The organism is Photorhabdus heterorhabditis (assembly GCF_018448905.1).
GTDB lineage: Bacteria > Pseudomonadota > Gammaproteobacteria > Enterobacterales > Enterobacteriaceae > Photorhabdus > Photorhabdus heterorhabditis.
On the sequence record NZ_RCWA01000003.1, the window covers coordinates 90,613 to 109,662 of the forward strand.

Annotated in this window: 20 protein-coding genes and 1 pseudogene; 13 read left to right on the top strand and 8 right to left on the bottom strand. The window is 41.0% G+C overall.

The window, feature by feature from the left end; all coding sequences use genetic code 11:
* Positions 1-128 precede the first annotated feature (128 nt).
* Positions 129-1,055: a DNA replication terminus site-binding protein gene (tus, locus tag EAE89_RS02780; protein ID WP_054475448.1), complete on the top strand. Its 927-nt coding sequence runs from the start codon at positions 129-131 to the stop codon at positions 1,053-1,055.
* Between the two features lie 60 nt (positions 1,056-1,115).
* Here tus and EAE89_RS02785 read toward each other — a convergent pair whose 3' ends face one another.
* Entirely contained in the window at positions 1,116-1,487 is a 372-nt protein-coding gene (locus EAE89_RS02785) for a VOC family protein (protein ID WP_054475446.1), read from the bottom strand.
* A 134-nt stretch (positions 1,488-1,621) separates the two neighbouring features.
* On the bottom strand, positions 1,622-2,191 hold the full coding sequence (locus tag EAE89_RS02790) for a hypothetical protein (protein ID WP_054475444.1): 570 nt from the start codon (positions 2,189-2,191) through the stop codon (positions 1,622-1,624).
* 317 nt (positions 2,192-2,508) lie between these two features.
* Here EAE89_RS02790 and xre point away from each other — a divergent pair, with 317 nt between their 5' ends.
* Positions 2,509-2,958, top strand: a complete 450-nt coding sequence (xre, locus tag EAE89_RS02795) for a type II toxin-antitoxin system antitoxin Xre (protein ID WP_054475443.1) — start codon at positions 2,509-2,511, stop codon at positions 2,956-2,958.
* The gene (locus EAE89_RS02800; RefSeq protein ID WP_054475441.1) at positions 2,955-3,434 is read left to right on the top strand and encodes an RES family NAD+ phosphorylase; all 480 of its coding nucleotides are present in this window, start codon (positions 2,955-2,957) and stop codon (positions 3,432-3,434) included. The genes xre and EAE89_RS02800 overlap by 4 nt, the downstream gene beginning before the upstream one ends.
* 62 nt (positions 3,435-3,496) lie before the next feature.
* On the opposite strand, the gene fumC is transcribed toward EAE89_RS02800, so the two are convergent.
* The gene (gene fumC / locus EAE89_RS02805) at positions 3,497-4,891 is read right to left on the bottom strand and encodes a class II fumarate hydratase (protein ID WP_054475439.1); all 1,395 of its coding nucleotides are present in this window, start codon (positions 4,889-4,891) and stop codon (positions 3,497-3,499) included.
* Between the two features lie 233 nt (positions 4,892-5,124).
* Between fumC and manA the strand changes: the two genes are divergently transcribed.
* From manA to add, 3 genes are all read left to right on the top strand, one after another.
* Complete coding sequence (gene manA, locus EAE89_RS02810; RefSeq protein WP_214085337.1) at positions 5,125-6,300, top strand: mannose-6-phosphate isomerase; 1,176 nt, start codon at positions 5,125-5,127, stop codon at positions 6,298-6,300.
* 135 nt (positions 6,301-6,435) lie between these two features.
* A complete protein-coding gene (locus EAE89_RS02815) occupies positions 6,436-7,983 on the top strand; it encodes a YdgA family protein (protein WP_054475436.1) in 1,548 nt (515 codons plus the stop codon).
* 78 nt (positions 7,984-8,061) lie between these two features.
* Positions 8,062-9,063, top strand: coding sequence for an adenosine deaminase (add, locus tag EAE89_RS02820; RefSeq protein ID WP_054475434.1), 1,002 nt, complete (start codon positions 8,062-8,064; stop codon positions 9,061-9,063).
* A 135-nt stretch (positions 9,064-9,198) separates the two neighbouring features.
* Here the strand turns inward: add and EAE89_RS02825 are convergent.
* From EAE89_RS02825 to vapB, 3 genes and pseudogenes are all read right to left on the bottom strand, one after another.
* A pseudogene (locus EAE89_RS02825) lies at positions 9,199-9,459 on the bottom strand (CcdB family protein); the annotation flags it as partial.
* Positions 9,460-9,512: 53 nt separating this feature from the next.
* Positions 9,513-9,932 (bottom strand): type II toxin-antitoxin system VapC family toxin, encoded by a 420-nt coding sequence (locus tag EAE89_RS02830; protein WP_214085338.1) that lies wholly within the window; start codon positions 9,930-9,932, stop codon positions 9,513-9,515.
* Entirely contained in the window at positions 9,929-10,162 is a 234-nt protein-coding gene (gene vapB / locus EAE89_RS02835) for a type II toxin-antitoxin system VapB family antitoxin (protein WP_054475430.1), read from the bottom strand. Before vapB ends, EAE89_RS02830 begins: the two co-directional genes overlap by 4 nt.
* 307 nt (positions 10,163-10,469) lie before the next feature.
* Between vapB and EAE89_RS02840 the strand changes: the two genes are divergently transcribed.
* Both EAE89_RS02840 and EAE89_RS02845 read left to right on the top strand, forming a co-directional pair.
* Positions 10,470-10,871 carry a hypothetical protein gene (locus tag EAE89_RS02840; RefSeq protein ID WP_054475428.1) on the top strand — a complete coding sequence of 134 codons (402 nt, stop codon included), beginning with the start codon at positions 10,470-10,472 and terminating at the stop codon, positions 10,869-10,871.
* A gap of 166 nt (positions 10,872-11,037) precedes the next feature.
* On the top strand, positions 11,038-11,430 hold the full coding sequence (locus EAE89_RS02845; RefSeq protein WP_054475426.1) for a hypothetical protein: 393 nt from the start codon (positions 11,038-11,040) through the stop codon (positions 11,428-11,430).
* Positions 11,431-11,683: 253 nt separating this feature from the next.
* On the opposite strand, the gene EAE89_RS02850 is transcribed toward EAE89_RS02845, so the two are convergent.
* Together EAE89_RS02850 and EAE89_RS02855 are read right to left on the bottom strand one after the other, a co-directional pair.
* Positions 11,684-12,661, bottom strand: a complete 978-nt coding sequence (locus EAE89_RS02850) for a bile acid:sodium symporter family protein (protein WP_214085339.1) — start codon at positions 12,659-12,661, stop codon at positions 11,684-11,686.
* Between the two features lie 65 nt (positions 12,662-12,726).
* Positions 12,727-13,764 carry an oxidoreductase gene (locus EAE89_RS02855; RefSeq protein ID WP_054475421.1) on the bottom strand — a complete coding sequence of 346 codons (1,038 nt, stop codon included), beginning with the start codon at positions 13,762-13,764 and terminating at the stop codon, positions 12,727-12,729.
* Between the two features lie 185 nt (positions 13,765-13,949).
* Here EAE89_RS02855 and EAE89_RS02860 point away from each other — a divergent pair, with 185 nt between their 5' ends.
* The 5 genes from EAE89_RS02860 (at position 13,950) to rsxD (ending at position 19,049) form a co-directional block, all read left to right on the top strand.
* On the top strand, positions 13,950-14,390 hold the full coding sequence (locus tag EAE89_RS02860; RefSeq protein ID WP_054475420.1) for a DUF2569 domain-containing protein: 441 nt from the start codon (positions 13,950-13,952) through the stop codon (positions 14,388-14,390).
* Between the two features lie 108 nt (positions 14,391-14,498).
* Positions 14,499-15,080 (top strand): electron transport complex subunit RsxA, encoded by a 582-nt coding sequence (gene rsxA / locus EAE89_RS02865; protein ID WP_054475418.1) that lies wholly within the window; start codon positions 14,499-14,501, stop codon positions 15,078-15,080.
* Positions 15,080-15,712, top strand: coding sequence for an electron transport complex subunit RsxB (gene rsxB, locus EAE89_RS02870; protein ID WP_214085340.1), 633 nt, complete (start codon positions 15,080-15,082; stop codon positions 15,710-15,712). Before rsxA ends, rsxB begins: the two co-directional genes overlap by 1 nt.
* On the top strand, positions 15,705-17,957 hold the full coding sequence (rsxC, locus tag EAE89_RS02875; RefSeq protein WP_214085341.1) for an electron transport complex subunit RsxC: 2,253 nt from the start codon (positions 15,705-15,707) through the stop codon (positions 17,955-17,957). The genes rsxB and rsxC overlap by 8 nt, the downstream gene beginning before the upstream one ends.
* A gap of 12 nt (positions 17,958-17,969) precedes the next feature.
* Positions 17,970-19,049, top strand: coding sequence for an electron transport complex subunit RsxD (gene rsxD, locus EAE89_RS02880; protein ID WP_054475411.1), 1,080 nt, complete (start codon positions 17,970-17,972; stop codon positions 19,047-19,049).
* Position 19,050: the final 1 nt, after the last annotated feature.

The following is a 19,050-nucleotide window of genomic DNA, read 5'->3' on the forward strand; positions in this document are numbered from 1 at the left end:
GAGCAACAGTTTATGTGATATGGGTATTTATTTAATTTTACTTAGCTGTTTTAGTGGACAGACGAGTTTGATGTTTATGTTTTTTGTTCTATAATGAAAAGCATGTTGTAACTAAAACTGTTACTTATATGAATAAATACTTATCAATTGAAAACTTGAATAGTTGCTTTCAAAAACAAGAAAGCAGATTGAAACAATTGTATGAACTTCTTCATAGTTACACTTTGCTGGCCGCCCATGTATTTGTTCTGCCCAATGTAGAAAAAGGCAGTGAACATGATCCAATAACAGAAATAACTGTTAATAAAACGACAGGTAATGAAGCATTAGATTTAGGTTTAAGCCATTATCTGAAGCTATTTATCCATCACAACAATCAAAATATCAGCAGTAAAGCAGCTGTTCGCCTTCCTGGTGTATTGTGTTTTTCTGTGAACCAACCACAATATCACTCTGCTTTACTTTTGATTGAAGAAATTAATAAGTTGAAAGCAGAACTTGAACATATCGTAACTATTCAATCAGGCGTAAATAAAGAACAACGATTTGAATTTGTTCACAATCAATTACATGGATTGATTACACTAAATGCCTACAGAACCATAACTCCCCTTCTCAATCCTGATTCCGTTCGTTTTGGTTGGGCAAATAAAAACATCATCAATAAAGTCACAAAAAATCAAATTCTGCAACGTTTGGAGAAAAGTTATCACTCTGGGCGTGCAGTTTCTCCTTATTCTCGGGAACAATGGGCAGAATTAGTTGCCAGAGAAATCATCGATATAAAAAAATTGTCCAATGATGTGGTTTTAAAAATAAAACGCCCTGTAAAAGTGCAACCTATTGCACGAGTCTGGTATACCGATCAACAAAAGCAGGTGCAATATGCTTGCCCTCTACCAATTATTGCGTTTTATGTTAACTCTGGTGATAACAAACCAAAGATAGGTGAACTTAGTGATTACAATGCTAATACAATAGTACATCGCCATAAACCCAAAGCTAAACCACTGGAGCTGATTATTCCCAGACTACATTTATATCGTGAAATTTAAACGAAAAGTAGCCAACAATAATTGCAAATTGCAGGGCAAGAAAATTGCCCTGCAAGATTTTTAATCCAAAGGACATACCCGAATAATATGACCATCGGGATCTTCAGCAAGGAAAGTACGGCCAAAAACTTCAGTGTAAGGTTCCTGCACAATCTTGATGTCGGGGTTCTTCTGCCATTCTGCAAAAAAGCGATCTACATCTTCGCTGGATGGCAACATAATACCGATCTCAGAGAACCGCGGGACAGCAACATCTGGTTTTGTTCCCCCCGACCAAATGGCAAACAATGCTTCGTCGCCAGCAGAAAATGCCACATAACGGGGACTCGAAAACACCGGTTCAGAATTGAAAAGTGTCTGGTAGAAGGCCGTTGAACGATCAATATCAGATACGTAGACAAGTTGAAGGTTAGGTTTAGAGGATATTGTCATTATGTAATTCTCATGCAAGTTTGATTCATCTAAGAGAGTAAAAATAAATTGTTATAGGGTTTGAGGTTCAATGGAACAATGGAACAATGGAACGAAAACATACTTAACTATATAAAAATATAAATCGACTCTAATTAACGTAAGTTTCGATTAATATTCCAGTATTCGAGTGTATGGGGTGCGCTAATGCCAAAGATATCGCAAATTTTTATTATCATATAATCAAAATCATTTTTACTACCAACAAAGACATCAGGGAATTCTTTTAGGATTTTATTTGTTTTATCAAACTCCATTTCTGTTGCTTCTGCTTTAAAAAACATTTGCTTATAAGATGGCTCAATAATATCAATTTGGTCCTTGCTCAAAACAAAATAGTGCTCTTTAGATGGGTTAACTTTTTCATAATATTTATCATCAACATATTGCAATACCTCGTCGGAACATTCTCCACAATACCCCTTTCTACTTTCGAGGAGTATTTTCCGCTCGTATGGGTTTTGCTGGTAATAATTAAACCCGAACATTTCATTGTTTTTTATGATGATATCATTTAATCGAGCCTCTACTTTATTGTTCAGAATACCTCCTGTTTCATTATCGCTTCCATAGAGGGAATGAACGTCTACTCTCCGGGGAAGTGAATCTTCAGTGCTACTGATTTTAGTTGAGATATATTGATGATTCGATACTGGTCCTAACATGTAGTTTGTCCTTTTTGGATTCAAAAATAATCGATGGAGTATAATTCACAATCTAAATTCAGTATAGTGAATGCCACCCGCCGTAAAGAGAGTTTACGGCGGATTTGCTAAAAAAGCGTATGAATTTTTCAGAATAACGTATTGAGTCCAAAGCCCTCCCTATGCCGGGAATACGAAACTACTACATCAGCTCCTGCATTTCAAGGAAAAACTGTATGTATACACAGTTATTATGATTTATCCTCAAATCACTTGTTATTTGACCTATTCAGGTCATCTGTCTATTATAAAATTGACAGATGACCAACGAGGTGCTTATGCAAGTTTTTACACCAAGCCATAAAGTCCAAAGTCCTCCCCCACTTTGGCGAACAGTGGGTTTTCCTTCAAGCAGTGGACCACATTTGAATGCAGTATTAAACGAAGGGTTACCAGTCACGATAGTTGAGAAAATACAAAATTGGTCCACATTCGGTAAAGGAGATATCCTGCGGATCGCGGGTATTCAAATACGCAGCTATTCAAGGCGCCGTTCAGGTAAAGGTAAATTCACGGCTGACGAAAGTCAGCGGATTGCCCGATTCGTTCGTGTAATGGATCACGCGGTAGATCTGTTTAACGGTGACAAAGATAAAGCAACTCAATGGATGAAGCGCCCAATCCGAGGTCTGGGATACGTCACACCTGAGTCAATGCTCGATACAGAAAGTAGCGCACTAGATGTCATGAATCTTATAGGAAGAATTGAGCACGGGATTGTATCGTGATCCTATACCGACTTACCCGTTCAAAGTATGTCGAATCAGCATGGAGCGGTACTGGAGGAAAACTGTATGGTGGCCGCTGGCACAATATAGGAAGACCAGCGGTCTATGTCGCCACTTCTATTTCTCTTGCTGTGCTGGAAATACTTGTCCATGTAGGAGATGATGAGCTTCTCGCTGATTTTTCGCTGTTGAGTATCGATATCCCAGAAAACCAAATTGATATTTTAAACATCGATACGTTACCGCCTGATTGGAATGATCCCATCCCTCCGGCTTGCACAATGGAAATAGGCAGTGAATGGTTCGAAGTTAGTCATTCCATTGGTCTGATGGTTCCCTCTGCCATCGTCCCCTACGAAAATAATGTCATGTTGAATCCCATGGCGAAGGATTTTCATAAGTATATCAATACGGTTAAACTCCTTGATTTCGGCATTGATTCTCGATTAGTAAAGGAAAAAAATAATCTGAGATGAGATAGTAAAACAAAAAACCGGAGCACCCGTCTCCGGTTAGTTTTTCATGGTAAAAGCAGCAATTATTTCAAGCTACCAACCATATCTTCAGGACGAACCCACTCGTCAAACTCAGCTTCTGTCAGATAGCCCAGTTTCATTGCTGATTGTTTCAGTGTCAGCCCTTCTTTATGCGCTTTCTTAGCAATTTCGGCGGCTTTGTCATAACCGATATGCGTATTCAGCGCCGTTACCAGCATCAGAGATTCATTCAGCAGTTGAGTGATACGCTCACGGTTAGGCTCGATACCTACAGCGCAATGCTCATTGAAGCTACGCATCCCATCAGCCAGTAAGCGGATAGATTGCAGGAAGTTATCAATAACCATCGGGCGGAACACGTTCAGTTCAAAGTTGCCAGATGCACCACCAATATTAATAGCAACATCATTACCCATCACTTGGGCACAAAGCATAGTGACGGCTTCACACTGAGTCGGGTTAACTTTACCTGGCATGATCGAGCTGCCTGGTTCGTTTTCAGGAATTGAAATTTCACCAATACCACAACGTGGCCCGGAAGCCAACCAGCGAACATCGTTGGCAATCTTCATCATTGAAGCCGCCAGACCTTTCAGTGCACCGTGTGAATGAACCAATGCATCACAGGTAGCCAGAGCTTCAAATTTATTTGGTGCAGTCACAAACGGATGGCTGGTTAATTCAGCCAGCTTCTTAGCAACGCGAACGGCATACTCAGGATGTGTATTCAAACCTGTACCTACCGCAGTACCACCTAGTGCCAATTCACAAACATGAGGAATACTGTCTTCAATGTGTTTCAGATTATGAGTCAGCATGGCTACCCAGCCGGAAATTTCCTGACCCAGTGTTAGTGGCGTCGCATCTTGCAAATGAGTACGCCCAATTTTGACGATATCCTTGTAAGCTTCAGCTTTATCAGCCAGTGTTTTTTGTAATACTTTCAGCTCAGGGATAAGATGCTCACGCAGCGCGATAACTGCGGCAACATGCATTGCGGTTGGGAAAACGTCGTTAGAACTCTGGCTCTTATTGACATCATCGTTAGGATGGATAAGACGTTCGCTACCCCTTACCCCACCAAGAATCTCGCTACCACGGTTCGCCAACACTTCGTTCATATTCATGTTACTTTGTGTTCCGGAACCGGTCTGCCAGATAGCAAGCGGAAATTCTGTTGGATGTTTACCTTCCAGTACTTCTTTTGCGGCAGCAATAATTGCTTCACCCCGCTCTTTCGACAGAAGGCCCAAATCCATATTTACACTGGCCGCAGCCTGTTTGGTTAATGCAAGAGCGTGGATCAATGCAACCGGCATTTTCTCCTGCGAAATGCGGAAATGCTCAAGTGAACGTTGAGTTTGCGCTCCCCATAATTGGTCAGCAGGTACTTCGATAGGCCCCATTGAGTCTTTTTCAATGCGAGTGGCTGCCATTACTATCTCTCCTTAACACACAGAATAATCGAATATGCATATACCTGTTATCTTTCAAATTGCTGCTTTGTTGGCTGCGTTCACTTGCCGCCGCGCTGCAAATTGAAATTTATTGGGTATAACATTCTGTTATCATGCCATATATTAGTTCCTGATTATGCCGACCAAGTCGTGTTTATCGTATTGTAGTCGCAAGGAAATAGATTGATTTTTTAAAAAAGAGAGTAACGGCCATGTTTAAAATGATAAATCAGATCCAACACTATTCCTGGGGAAGCCAAACCGCCCTGACTGATATTTATGGTGTTGAAAATCCAGATAATCTGCCAATGGCTGAATTATGGATGGGCGCTCATCCTAAAAGCAGTTCGATTGTCGTCAATCCTGAAACGGGGAAACCGGTGGCCCTAAATGAATTCATTGCCAGTGATCCAGAAAAATATTTAGGGAAAGAGGTTGCAGATACATTTCACCGTTTACCTTTCTTATTTAAAATTTTGTGTGCAGCTCAACCGCTCTCTATTCAGGTTCATCCCGATAAAAAATCGGCAGAAGAAGGTTTTACCAAAGAGAATGTCGCAGGTATTCCACTGGATTCACCTGAAAGAAACTATAAAGATGATAACCATAAGCCTGAGTTAGTTTATGCCCTGACCCCTTTTCGGGCAATCAATGGATTCCGTCCGCTAAACGAAATCGTACAATTACTGGAATTTGTTACTGCGGCGCATCCCAAGATTCGATTTTTTATCCAAAAACCGAATGAACAAAATCTTGCTTTTTTATTTTGCCAATTACTCAATATGAGCGGCAAACAAAAACAGCTGGCTCTTGGCGTATTAAAGTCAGCATTAAACAGCCGCATCGGAGAGCCTTGGGATACCATAAAAAAAATGGCGGAGTTTTATCCTGACGATAATGGTCTGTTTAGCCCACTTTTGCTAAATGTTATTGAACTTAAACCAGGTCAGGCCATGTTTTTATGCGCCCGTACACCTCACGCTTATCTAGAAGGTGTTGCTCTTGAAGTCATGGCAAACTCAGATAATGTCCTGCGGGCTGGATTGACCAATAAACATATAGACATTCCAGAGTTAATGGCAAATCTTGATTTTGTATCAAAACCAGTAAACACATTATTAACCTTACCAAAACAGCAAAAAACAGCGCAAACCTTCCCTGTTCCCATCAATGATTTTGCATTTTCCATTTATCCTTTATCAGAACAGCCAATTACTCTTGAGAACAATTCAGCATCGATTGTTTTTTGTATTGAAGGTCAAACAGTTATACAATCTAGCGAACACCAATTAAGGATTTCCCCAGGCGAATCAGCATTTATATCTGCTGCCGAGAAGATTGTGATTATTCACGGTTGTGGTTTGGTTGCTCGGATTTTTAATCAATAATACGCTAATCTGGGTTTAAAACTTATTCACAGGCTGTTAAGTGCGACTTAAATTTCAAGTGATGTTAACAGCCATTTTTATACTAGAAGAGTACATATTATTTGCAAATATGTACTAAAAGGATGGATCTCCATTATGAAAAAATCGTTAGTGGCAGTAGGCGTTATCGTTGCCTTAGGTGCAATCTGGACGGGTGCTTCATGGTATACTGGTAAACAAATCGAGCAACATATCGGCCAATCTGTTGCCCACGCAAACGCGGAGCTGGAAAAAGCATTCCCTGAAACTGGTTTGGTATTACAGAGTAAAGATTTCCATCGTGGAGTGTTTAGTTCTGATGTACGTCTTGTCCTGACGGTTAAAGCAGGTATTAAAAACGCAGAAATCAAGCCAGGTGAAGAGATTGCAATTAAATCTGTGATTGATCATGGCCCTTTCCCGCTGGCACAAATAAAGAAATTTACCCTTATTCCTAGCATGGCTTCCGTTCATTCCGAATTGGAAAATAATGAAGATCTAAAACCATTATTTGAAGTCACGAAAGGAAAATCCCTGTTCACGGCTGATTCTCGTGTCAGCTATAGTGGCTCTGTTATTTCTGATGTTGATATCATCCCCGTCGATTTTGCAAAAAATGGCGTTAAATTCAATTTCTCTGGCGCCAAACTGACTTCAGATCTCAGCCGCGAGCTGAAAGATATCTCACTAACAATAAAGAGTGACCAACTGACCATCAACAAAAATGATGAAAACTTCGTTGTTAAAGGTGTTGATTTAAACCTGTCCAATAAAAAAGGCAAATTTGATATCTATGTGGGTGATCAAAACATCAACATTCAGGAAATCAGCCTGAAAGGTATCAACAACCAAGATATCGTTCTCTCTGGCCTTAAAATGGGTTCAAATATCAGTGAAGACGAAACGAATCTGAAAGGGAAAATTACGTATAGTTTAGATGGTTTCAAACTAAAAAATATTGATTTCGGTTCAGGGACATTTGCTATTACAGCGGATCGTCTGGATGGTGAAGCCGTGCGTAAATTTACCCAAGCATATAATGATGCCACAGCCAAATCTCTCGCTTCTGATCATCTCTCTCCCGATGCTGTAGACACAGCGGTTATTGACGCTGTTTTTTCTAATTTGCCTATCCTGCTGAAAAATAATCCGCAATTTGGTATCGAGCCATTAACCTGGAAAAATACCAAAGGTGAAAGCACGATTAATTACAAAGTGAATCTACAAGACTTACCGAAAGATAAAAGTAGCTTATCTTCAATGAAAACAGAGGAAGCTATCCGCACTTTGATTCAGGATATGTCTCTGCATGTGACATTACCAAAACCAATGATACTTGAATTCGCCACCCAAGCATCATTGGTTAATGGTATGGATAAAGACAGAGCTGAAGAAAATGCGGAGCAACAAGTAAAACAATTGGAGCAATTTGGGAAATTGTTTAAAATCACCACTGTTGATAATGACGCCATTAGCATCAAGTTTAACTATGCAAACGGTAATGTAGAAATGAACGGTGAGAAAATGTCCTTACCTAAGTTCTTGTCTGAGTATGGTTTATCCGAATCTTCTGATGATGAAGTACCAGAGCAAACGATGCCAGAAGATGATACCCACAGCAGTGGAAATATACAGGTAGAAGGCACTGTGCCGCCGGCACAATAAAACAGCCATAAACGCTTTCGCTAAAAAGCCAGTCAACAAACCTGACTGGCTTTTTTATATAAAAAAAGGACCCAGAATATGATTGATATACAGCTCCCATTGACAGATTTACACCGCCATCTTGACGGCAATATCCGGCCAGCAACCATTTTAGATCTTGCCCACCAGCATAATATTCAACTTCCGGCTAATAACCTGGAATTACTGCGCCCTCATGTACAGGTGATTGGAAATGAACCCGATCTCGTTAGCTTTTTACAAAAACTGGATTGGGGTGTGGCAGTACTGGCTGATTTAGATGCTTGTCGTCGTGTTGCTATCGAGAATGTTGAAGATGCCGTAAATGCTGGTCTGGATTATGCAGAATTACGTTTTTCCCCTTATTACATGGCAATGAAACATCAATTACCTATTGAAGGGGTTGTTGAAGCGGTTATCGATGGTATCTATTCTGCCCGCCAAAATAATGATATCGACATTCGCCTTATCGGTATTCTAAGCAGGACTTTTGGAGAAAAAGCCTGTACTCAGGAATTGGCGGGCTTGCTGGCTCACCACCAGCATATTACAGCACTGGATCTGGCAGGTGATGAATTAGGTTTCCCCGGCCATCTTTTCCAGTCTCATTTTACTAAAGCCCGTGATACTGGCTGGAAAATAACTGTCCATGCTGGTGAAGCGGCTGGCGCCGAAAGTATTTGGCAAGCCATTCGTGAGTTAGGCGCAACTCGTATTGGTCATGGGGTAAAAGCGATTACTGATCCGGCGCTAATGGATTATTTAGTTGAAAACCGTATCGGAATTGAAGCCTGTTTAACCTCAAACCTTCAAACCAGCACCGTGAATTCTTTACTGGACCATCCACTAAAAAGATTTTTGGAAAAAGGTATTCTTGCTTCCATTAATACAGACGATCCGGCAGTTGAAGGTATCGAAATTCGCCATGAATATGAAGTTGCCGCCCCTGCCGCAGGTTTATCTGCCATTCAAATCCGTCAGACTCAGATAAACGGATTAGAAACTGCTTTTATCAGTGATACAGAAAAACAAGCATTACGAATAAAAGCAGCAAACCGTTAAACATTAAACAGTGCAGGAATGGGTTTTCCATTCCTGATTTTTGTCAGTGAAGCGGCTTCGTATGGCACCATAATTATTCGCTCTTTTCTGTTTTTTTATTTGATATACGCCAAAGCAATAGTAAGCAATACTGATTTATAATGTTTCTCTACTCATCCCCCCATTGATTAATCGAGAAATATTTAACGGATTACGGTATTGCGATGCATCGCAAAATTCAGCCCCCAAAGCATGAACAGATATACTAGCCAGTTCGTGGGTCATGACAGCATATTCTTTGTTGTCTATCAGCCTGATAAGGGGGATCATTCGAACAGGGCGACTGTTGTCAGGATATTTTTCAACTGGCAGCAGTGGGATCACAATTCGGCGGTTTAACTGCCCGATAATGTCACTTATTTCCTATCATAGATTTATATCTATTAAGGTTAAAAAATTTAATTGTAGTATTAGGGTTTCATCCAATCTTCGAGTTTAAGCCCTTCGACTCGTGAAAATTCACGGGTATTATTTGTTACCAATATTGCATTAACAGCAATTGCATGTCCTGCTATTGCAGTAGCATTATTACCTATTGGCATTCCGACATCAGATAAGCATTTTTTTATCATAACTGTTGCGTCTATTGCTTCTTTATCCCAAGGTAGAATCGCATCAAGACGTTCACAAAATGCGTCAACTAAAACATTATGTTTAGGTGATGCTTTCCTTCCTATTGCCCCAAAGCGTATTTCTGAATAGGTAATTGCTGAAACCACAATAGTATGGCGTTTCATTACACACGCTTGAAGTTTTTCAAGCAGATATACAGGTTGTTCTCTCATAATGAAAGAACAAATATTTGTATCAAGCATGTAGACTTTTTTCACAGAATAACCCGTCCATCTTCGATAACATCATTACGTTCAATCAAGAAATCATTATCTGCTTTTTCTTCTTCTTTAAATGAGATCCAATTAGGTTTTGCTGGGCGTAGGATGATGCTATCACCATCACGGATAATCTCTAATTCGTTCACTCCATCAAAATCAAGATCTTTCGGTAAACGGATAGCTCGGTTATTACCATTTTTAAACACTGAAACTGTTCTTGTTCTCATAATGTATTCTCTCCATTAACTTAATAAGTTAGCATATGCATAGTATATGCCAAACCGTGCATATGTCAACATATGCTCCTTTATTCATATCCACTAAGCGCTTTCCGAGTTGACTCACCTGCCACACGAAAATAGACAGCAAAATTACCCTCTTTAGAAGCCGGAATAGATAAAATAAGATGTAAAAGCTTTTCTACAGTACAAAATGTTATTGTTACTTGGGATTGGTAAGAGTATATTATTAATGGCCCTACTTAGTTTTTAAGTGGGGCTATATGTAGTTTCTAAATATGACAGGTTCGAAATTATGAAAAATCTATTTGTTATTATGATGTTCCTCTCCGCAATAGCCGGATGTTCCGACAAAAACAATCGAAATAATCTAATTCAAACGAAAGAAGGGTTAAAATTTGAATTTTCATCCGGTGACAAATTTGTCTTAACACAAGCGTGTACAGATCAAATCGATTATTTAGGAGCACATGATGGAATGGATAATGAGTTATCAGTAGTCATGAAGAAAGATAAACAATGTTTTCCTAAATTTAATGCTCTAATCACTAAAAACATTGGAACCAAAATGACAGTATCATTCAACGGTATTCCTATGTACACGACGACTATTCAAACCGCTTTATCTCCTTCATTTAGAATGGGGGCAAACGATAAAAAACAAGCCATGAGTATTGTAAACACATTAAAAAATTAAATGGTTTACCCTAAATAGTTTTCAAAATAATAGAGCACCGGAAACTCAGTTCAATTTAAAAAATATATCCAATCTGAACATCACAATTACTTGCGTAAAAGAACTTAGTTTGGTAACTATAATTGAGAATACTAATGTCAAAAGTCAAAAATGGGGGCAAACCGCTATGACTAAGTTAATTCTTATACTATCTACTATTCTTGGTCTTACAGGGTGTGTTTCACAGAAAAAACCACTTTCCCTTGATTATACAGCAGGTAATGAAACATTCCATTTATCTAAGTCGTGTGTAGAACAGGCTCTTTCTGCAAGAGAAACTGGTAATCAGTTATCTGTAAATTCCAATAACATTTTTATTAAGGTTAAAAAAGGATTGAATTGTAATGATAAGTTCAAGCTTTTTTTAGAAAAAAACTTAGGGAAAGAGATGTTCATTTATTTTGACGGTAAGCCTGTGATAAAAACAAGAATTGTTTCTACGTTTTCTCCAGAAAAGGGATTTTATCAAGCAATTGAATCCAAAACATTATCAGATGAAATTCTTAGACATCTGAATTAATAAAAAGCCTATGGTTTTTACCTTTTGTGTTTTATTCATCCTGAAAAAAGGTAAACCATAGGCTCACTTTAACCGTTATAGGTAATCCTAATATATACTGAACGTCCCGAATCTATTATTATATATATGCCCATTTTTTATATTTTTTGTAGTGATATATATCACATCTTTGTGTTATTTGCATATTTTACACAGCTGTAAAACTGATGTATTCCTTCGATCTAATGAAAGTGTTTTCCAACCATTTACATATCTATTCCCGTTTTAACCTCCGGGCATAACGCTGCGCTAATACCGCGCACACCATCAATTGAATTTGATGAAAAATCATCAATGGCAACAACATCACGCCAACTGTCGCAGCCGGGAATAAAACATTCGCCATTGGCACACCATTAGCCAAGCTCTTTTTCGAGCCACAAAAGACAATGGTAATTTCATCTTCTTTACTAAAACCCAACCAACGGGAGATATAAGTATTAATAACCAACACAATCGCCAACAAGATACAGCAAACAACGCCAATCATCAGAAGTGAATAACCATCAATCTTGTGCCAGATACCTTCTACCACCGCCTCACTGAAAGCCACATAAACCACCAAAAGAATTGATGACCGGTCCGTCATATTAACCAGTTTTTTATGTCGCTCAACCCAACGAGCAATCAATGGCCGCGACAAATGCCCGACAATAAAAGGAACCATCAATTGAAGAATAATGGATTTTATGGCTTCCAACGTATCAGTGCTGCCTTCTCCCTGTGTATGGATCATTAGCCCGACGAGTATTGGCGATAAAAATACCCCCAAAATACTGGATGCCGAAGCGCTACAAATAGCAGCAGCAATATTACCACCAGCAACAGAAGTAAAAGCAATCGCCGACTGAACCGTGGCCGGTAATGCACAAAGATAAAGAAATCCCCAATAAACCGTTGATGTCATTATCTCAGGTACCAACAGACCCAACCCTAACCCCAGAATTGGAAACAAAACAAAAGTACTGAGAAAAACGACCAAATGAAGCCGCCAATGCGCCATACCCTCAATAATGGCTTGACGGGATAATTTGGCACCATGCATAAAGAACAGCAAAGTAATAGCCGCCGTCGTTAACCGTTGAAACCAAACTTTAATTTCACCTTCACAAGGAAAGAACGTCGCAATAACAACGACTGTCACTAATACCATCAAAAAAGGATCTATTTTTAATCTTTGCCACCAGGTCATTTATCATTTTCCTTGCTTTGCAAATAATTAGCCCGGTAAACCGGACTAATCAATAAAAGTCACGACTAAACTGCCACTGTACGTTGCTGTTTTGCCGATTCTGAACCAGCTTCAATTAGCTTCATGATTTGAATAGCTTCACTTGCCGTTACTGGATTGAGTTTACCTAACGTAATCGCATCACGAATCGCCGCATAATAAGCAGAATAATTACCGGGCAAAGTCGGCACATATTCAGTTACTAACTCCTCTCCACGTGACACCGTCATAATTCCATCACGAATATCATATCCCCAGTCAACATGTGGCGGTCTTTCTCCTGCTTTCAATCGTTCTTCCTGAGGATCAAGACCATATTTCACATAGCTGCCTTCCATACCATGCAATGTATAAACAGCAGATTCAGCCGCTGCCACTGTTGTCGCATGAAGAACCACTTTAATATCCGGGTAATTCAGCAATACATGGAAATAATCTGCCGCTTCGGCTTGTGGACGGATCATCCCCAAATCAGCCGTAATAGATTGCGGTTTACCAAACAATTGAACCGCCTGATCAAGCAAATGAGGACCTAAATCATACCAAATACCACTTCCTTCCCCTGCCGCTTCACGCCATCTTTGACGTATAACTGGACGATAGCGATCAAAATGAGATTCAAAATATTTCAATTTGCCCAGCCGATTTTCTTTAATTAAAGATTTTATGGTCAGAAAACCAGAATCCCAACGACGGTTATGAAATACAGAAAGGAGTAATCCAGCTTCTTCAGCTTGTTGTTTTAAAGATTCAGCTTGTTCAACTGTGATAGTAAATGGTTTATCCACTACAACATGTTTACCCGCTGCCAGCGCCTTCTGAGCCAGTGGGTAATGAGTATCATTAGGTGTTGGAATAACGATTAAATCAATGTCAGGATCATTAAAAAGATCTTCAGGGCTGGATACCACCGGAATATTTGACCAATCTGATTTAACTTTCTCTGCATCACTGCTGGAAATTGCTGTCAATTTAACACCCGTAGTCCCAGCAATTAATGGCGCATGGAACGTTTTACTGGCATAACCATAGCCTACCAACCCAACCTTTAACAAACCACTCATGACAGCCCCTCAAATTTATTCTTAATAATAACTGCAATGTTATATCAGTAAAAAATATCACCCTCGACAGCCGTCTCACAAATTATCTCTGAACTCAGCTCTGAAAATCTTTCAATCAATCTATTTCCTAACCCAACAGAATCGCCTATTATTCTTCCTTCGCATAGTTTTAAATGGAATGATTTATGTATCAAGCCCATGACTACCAAAGAATTAATGGTTGGATTCTGGCCCCAGCAGCTTACCTGATCATGACATTTCTCAGTGCCAGTGTCATGCTTGCCTTATACATTATGATTTTTTTCAGTCAGAACAATATGTTGAGTACCGGAAGTCATCACTTTACTCTAATGTGGTTTCTTTCCGTCGTCATTACGGCGGTAATGTGGTGCTTCACCCTATGGGTCCTAAAACTGCTTTTTATTCGGTCAAAAAGATTCCCTCAAACTTTTATTATTTGGCTTATTGTTACCGTATTAATTGCATTGAAAACTTTCACCTTTTCCCCTATTCCTGATCAAATGGCTCTACGTGCATTAGCATGGCCATTACTGGCAGCCGCTATTTTTGTCCCCTATATTAAACGCTCTCATCGGGTCAAAATGACTTTCACACAAGATCGATAACCGCAACTTTCTTTGATTGTTATCATAACAATAGATTGCCCCTCAGTAAGATGAGGGCATATTTATAATTTTATAAAAAGTAAACAAACTTCATTTTCAGGCACAGCAATGACTGACTATTTTCTTTTATTTGTTGGAACCGTATTGGTTAACAATTTTGTCCTGGTGAAATTTCTCGGCTTATGTCCTTTTATGGGCGTCTCTAAAAAGCTGGAAACTGCCATCGGGATGGGATTTGCGACAACATTCGTGATGACACTGGCCTCAGTGTGTTCATGGCTGGTGAATACGTTTATTTTGTTACCACTGGACTTAATCTATTTGCGTACCCTGAGCTTTATTCTGGTCATTGCCGTTGTCGTGCAATTCACAGAACTTGTTGTACGCAAAACCAGCCCGACATTATACCGGCTGTTGGGTATTTTCCTGCCGTTGATTACCACTAACTGTGCCGTACTCGGCGTAGCGCTGTTGAATATCAACCAATCACACGATTTTCTACAATCTGCCATTTATGGATTTGGTGCTGCCGCAGGCTTCTCTCTGGTTATGGTACTGTTTGCCGCTATTCGTGAACGCCTGGCTGTTGCTGATGTACCGGCGCCTTTCCGGGGTTCATCTATCGGTCTTATCACCGCAGGTTTAATGTCCCTGTCTTTTATGGGCTTTAGTGGTTTGGTGAAGTTCTGATGATATCGTTATGGATTGCTATTGGTGCACTAAGTGCACTAGGGTTAATTTTTGGTTTAATCCTAGGCTTTGCTGCCCGTCGTTTTCAAGTGGAAGAAGATCCTATTGTTGAAAACATCGACAATATTCTGCCTCAAAGTCAATGTGGGCAATGTGGTTATCCCGGCTGCCGCCCTTACGCTGAAGCCATAGCGAATAATGGTGAAATGATTAACAAATGTGCACCCGGTGGTGAACAAGCAATGCTGAAAATCTCAGAATTACTTGGTGTCGATCCACAGCCACTGGAAGGAGATGAAAGCGTACAAAACCCAATCCGCAAAGTTGCATTTATTGATGAAGAAAATTGCATTGGTTGTACCAAATGTATCCAGGCATGCCCTGTAGACGCTATCATCGGCGCAACCCGTGCTATGCATACCGTTGTTGAAGATTTATGTACTGGATGCGACCTATGCGTTGCCCCCTGTCCTACAGATTGTATTGCCATGATCCCGGTGGCAACGACCACTTCCAACTGGAAATGGGATTTGAAAACCATTCCGGTAAAAAATATCCCAGTTCAGCCATCTCAAGATGTTTTCGTTAAAAACATTCCTGTTAACAATATTGAGGCTGAACACCATGTTTAATTTGTTAAATTTACTCCATAAAAACAAAATATGGGATTTCGACGGTGGAATTCATCCACCGGAAATGAAGCTGCAATCCAGTCAAACACCATTGCGCATTGCACCACTACCGGAAGAGTTAATTATCCCATTACAACAACATTTGGGAACGGAAGGCGAATTACTGGTTAAAGCAGGTGATAAGGTGCAGAAAGGCCAACCTCTGACATTTGGCTCTGGTCGTACTGTACCGGTTCATTCATCGACTTCCGGTACAATCATTGCCATTGAACCTTGCATTACAGCGCATCCATCTGGGTTGAAAGAATTGTGTGTTCGTCTACGCCCAGATGGTGAAGATCAATGGTGTGAACGCATTCAGACACCTGATTATCAATCACTTGATGCAAACACTATTCTTAATCGAATCCATCAGGCAGGTATCGCGGGTTTAGGTGGCGCGGGTTTTCCCACCGCCGCCAAACTTCAAAGTGGCCGTTCTGGTATTAAGACGCTGATTATTAACGCCGCAGAATGCGAACCTTATATTACCGCTGATGACCGCCTTATGCAGGAACACTCAAACGAATTAATTGAAGGAATTCGTATTCTGGAACATCTGCTTAAACCTAAGCAAATACTGATTGGTATCGAAGATAATAAACCAGAAGCAATAAGAGCACTGAAAACCGCACTAAAAGGCGATAAAACTATCATCGTCCGGGTTATCCCGACCAAATACCCCTCCGGTGGTGCAAAACAACTGACCAAAATCCTGACAGGTGAAGAAGTGCCATCCGGTGGCCGTTCCTCAGCTATTGGTGTTCTGATGCAGAACGTCGGCACAGTGGTTGCTATCAAAAGAACCATTATTGATGGCGAACCCTTAATTCAACGTGTGGTGACCGTCACTGGTGACGCTGTAACCTCCCCCGGTAATTTCTGGGCGCGAATCGGTACTCCAGTTCAATTTCTTCTCCAGTTAGCCGGTTTTGAACCACAATCAGAACAGATGGTGATTATGGGTGGCCCGCTAATGGGATTCACTCTGCCCGATCTGAATGTACCTGTTGTCAAAATCAGTAACTGTATTCTGGCACCCTCTCATCAAGAAATGGATGCAAATACTGCGGAAGAAGCATGTATCCGTTGTGGATTATGTGTGGAGGCTTGTCCCGCTAGTTTATTGCCACAACAACTTTACTGGTTCAGCCGTGGTCAAGAACATGAAAAAGCCCGCGATCACAACTTGTTCGACTGTATTGAATGTGGTGCCTGTGCTTATGTCTGTCCCAGCAACATTCCTCTGGTGCAATACTATCGCCAGGAAAAAGCGGAAATTAAGGCATTAGATCAGGAAAACCGTCGTTCAGCAGAAGCCAAAATTCGTTTTGAAGTTAAACAAGCTCGTATGGAACGAGAAAAGCAGGCTCGTGAGGAAAGACACAAAAAAGCGGCTGTTCAGATTGATAATCAAGATAAAAATACAGTACAAGCGGCACTCTCCCGAGCAAGGGAAAAACAGGCTGACACAGGCAAAATTGTTTCCATAGAACCGGGACAAGTACCGGATAATTCAGCAGCAATAGCGGCTCGTCAGGCAAGAAAAGAGCAGATTCGGGTTCGCCAAGCGGAAAAACAAGCGGCTGAACATATTCATACTGCTACATCGGTACAAACAGAATCAGAAGATCCACGCAAAGCCGCATTAGCCGCAGCCATTGCCAGAGCTAAGGCAAAGAAAGCTGCTCAGAGCCAAGAGGTGACAACGTCACCTGAAATAGCAGAACCAGAATCTATAACCAGTGAAAAGCCAGATCCCCGTAAAGATGCAGTGGCTGCCGCAATCGCTCGCGTTAAAGCGAAGAAAACCGCGCAAACGCAACAAGTTACTGAAACCCAAACCGAAGTTCCACCTGCATCCGTAGAAGAAATCGATCCTCGCAAAGCAGCAGTGGCTGCCGCTATTGCCCGCGTTAAAGCTAAAAAAACCGCGCAAACGCAGCAAGTTACTGAAACCCAAACCGAGGCTCCACCTGCACCCGCAGAAGAAATCGATCCACGTAAAGCAGCAGTGGCTGCTGCTATTGCCCGCGTCAAAGCTAAAAAAACCGCGCAAACGCAGCAAGTTACTGAAACCCAAACCGAGGCTCCACCTGCACCCGCAGAAGAAATCGATCCACGCAAAGCTGCGGTGGCTGCCGCTATTGCCCGAGTTAAGGCTAAGAAAGCAGCTCAGGAACAGCAGAAAATTTCAACAGAATAGTGATTGTTATAAATGAAATTCAGACCCGTTCAAACTGATAATAAAAAGCTAAAAGTCGCCAGTTCGCCTTTTACACACAACCAGCAAAGCACCAGCCGTATTATGCTGTGGGTCGTGCTGGCAGCTATACCCGGTATAGTTGTACAAACTTACTTCTTTAGTTACGGGACATTGTTCCAGCTCCTGCTTGCAGTGATTACCGCCCTGCTTGCGGAATCACTTGCCTTGTCTCTGCGTAAACAAGCAATTATCACGCGCTTGAAAGATAATTCTGCTCTACTGACAGGCTTACTTTTGGGGATCAGCCTTCCGCCGCTCGCTCCCTGGTGGCTGATTGTATTGGGAACAGTTTTCGCGGTGATTATTGCTAAACATCTATATGGCGGTCTTGGACAAAACCCATTTAACCCCGCAATGGTAGGTTATGTGGTGCTGCTAATATCGTTTCCTGTCCAAATGACCAGTTGGTTGCCTCCCATGGATTTACTGGCAACTCAAATTACCCCACTAGACAGCCTGATGGTGATCTTCACCGGCCACACTCCCAATGGCGCGACATTACAACAGTTGCAACAAGGTTTCGACGGAATAAGTCAAGCCACCCCCTTGGATAGTTTCAAAACGGGTTTACTCACTCATAATATTGATGACGTTCTGCATCAACCAATATTACAAGGCTCTCTGGCAGGTATTGGCTGGCAATGGGTCAACATTGCTTATCTTGTTGGTGGATTTATTCTGCTAAACAGAAAAGTTATCAGTTGGCAAATTCCAGTAGCATTTATCCTGGCATTAGGTCTGTGTGCACTCGCAAGCTGGCTGGTTGATCCAACTCGTTATTCCCCGCCATTGCTGCAATTGCTTTCAGGCGCAACCATGCTGGGCGCATTCTTTATTGCCACAGATCCTGTTAGTGCCTCCACGACCCCTAAAGGCCGTCTCATTTTTGGCGCTATGATTGGCTTGCTAGTCTGGGTCATCCGTGTTTATGGTGGTTATCCTGATGCAATCGCATTTGCCGTCTTACTGGCAAATATCACCGTTCCACTCATCGACCATTACACTCAACCCCGCGCTTACGGGCATAAATAAG

Coding starts and splice junctions, on each gene's coding strand:
- EAE89_RS02785 (WP_054475446.1), bottom strand. CDS start 1,487: ATGACAATATCCTCTAAACCTAACCTTCAACTTGTCTACGTATCTGAT.
- manA (WP_214085337.1), top strand. CDS start 5,125: ATGTTTAAAATGATAAATCAGATCCAACACTATTCCTGGGGAAGCCAA.
- EAE89_RS02815 (WP_054475436.1), top strand. CDS start 6,436: ATGAAAAAATCGTTAGTGGCAGTAGGCGTTATCGTTGCCTTAGGTGCA.
- rsxA (WP_054475418.1), top strand. CDS start 14,499: ATGACTGACTATTTTCTTTTATTTGTTGGAACCGTATTGGTTAACAAT.
- rsxB (WP_214085340.1), top strand. CDS start 15,080: ATGATATCGTTATGGATTGCTATTGGTGCACTAAGTGCACTAGGGTTA.
- EAE89_RS02845 (WP_054475426.1), top strand. CDS start 11,038: ATGACTAAGTTAATTCTTATACTATCTACTATTCTTGGTCTTACAGGG.
- EAE89_RS02840 (WP_054475428.1), top strand. CDS start 10,470: ATGAAAAATCTATTTGTTATTATGATGTTCCTCTCCGCAATAGCCGGA.
- tus (WP_054475448.1), top strand. CDS start 129: ATGAATAAATACTTATCAATTGAAAACTTGAATAGTTGCTTTCAAAAA.
- EAE89_RS02850 (WP_214085339.1), bottom strand. CDS start 12,661: ATGACCTGGTGGCAAAGATTAAAAATAGATCCTTTTTTGATGGTATTA.
- EAE89_RS02790 (WP_054475444.1), bottom strand. CDS start 2,191: ATGTTAGGACCAGTATCGAATCATCAATATATCTCAACTAAAATCAGT.
- add (WP_054475434.1), top strand. CDS start 8,062: ATGATTGATATACAGCTCCCATTGACAGATTTACACCGCCATCTTGAC.
- vapB (WP_054475430.1), bottom strand. CDS start 10,162: ATGAGAACAAGAACAGTTTCAGTGTTTAAAAATGGTAATAACCGAGCT.
- rsxC (WP_214085341.1), top strand. CDS start 15,705: ATGTTTAATTTGTTAAATTTACTCCATAAAAACAAAATATGGGATTTC.
- fumC (WP_054475439.1), bottom strand. CDS start 4,891: ATGGCAGCCACTCGCATTGAAAAAGACTCAATGGGGCCTATCGAAGTA.
- EAE89_RS02855 (WP_054475421.1), bottom strand. CDS start 13,764: ATGAGTGGTTTGTTAAAGGTTGGGTTGGTAGGCTATGGTTATGCCAGT.
- EAE89_RS02860 (WP_054475420.1), top strand. CDS start 13,950: ATGTATCAAGCCCATGACTACCAAAGAATTAATGGTTGGATTCTGGCC.
- rsxD (WP_054475411.1), top strand. CDS start 17,970: ATGAAATTCAGACCCGTTCAAACTGATAATAAAAAGCTAAAAGTCGCC.
- xre (WP_054475443.1), top strand. CDS start 2,509: ATGCAAGTTTTTACACCAAGCCATAAAGTCCAAAGTCCTCCCCCACTT.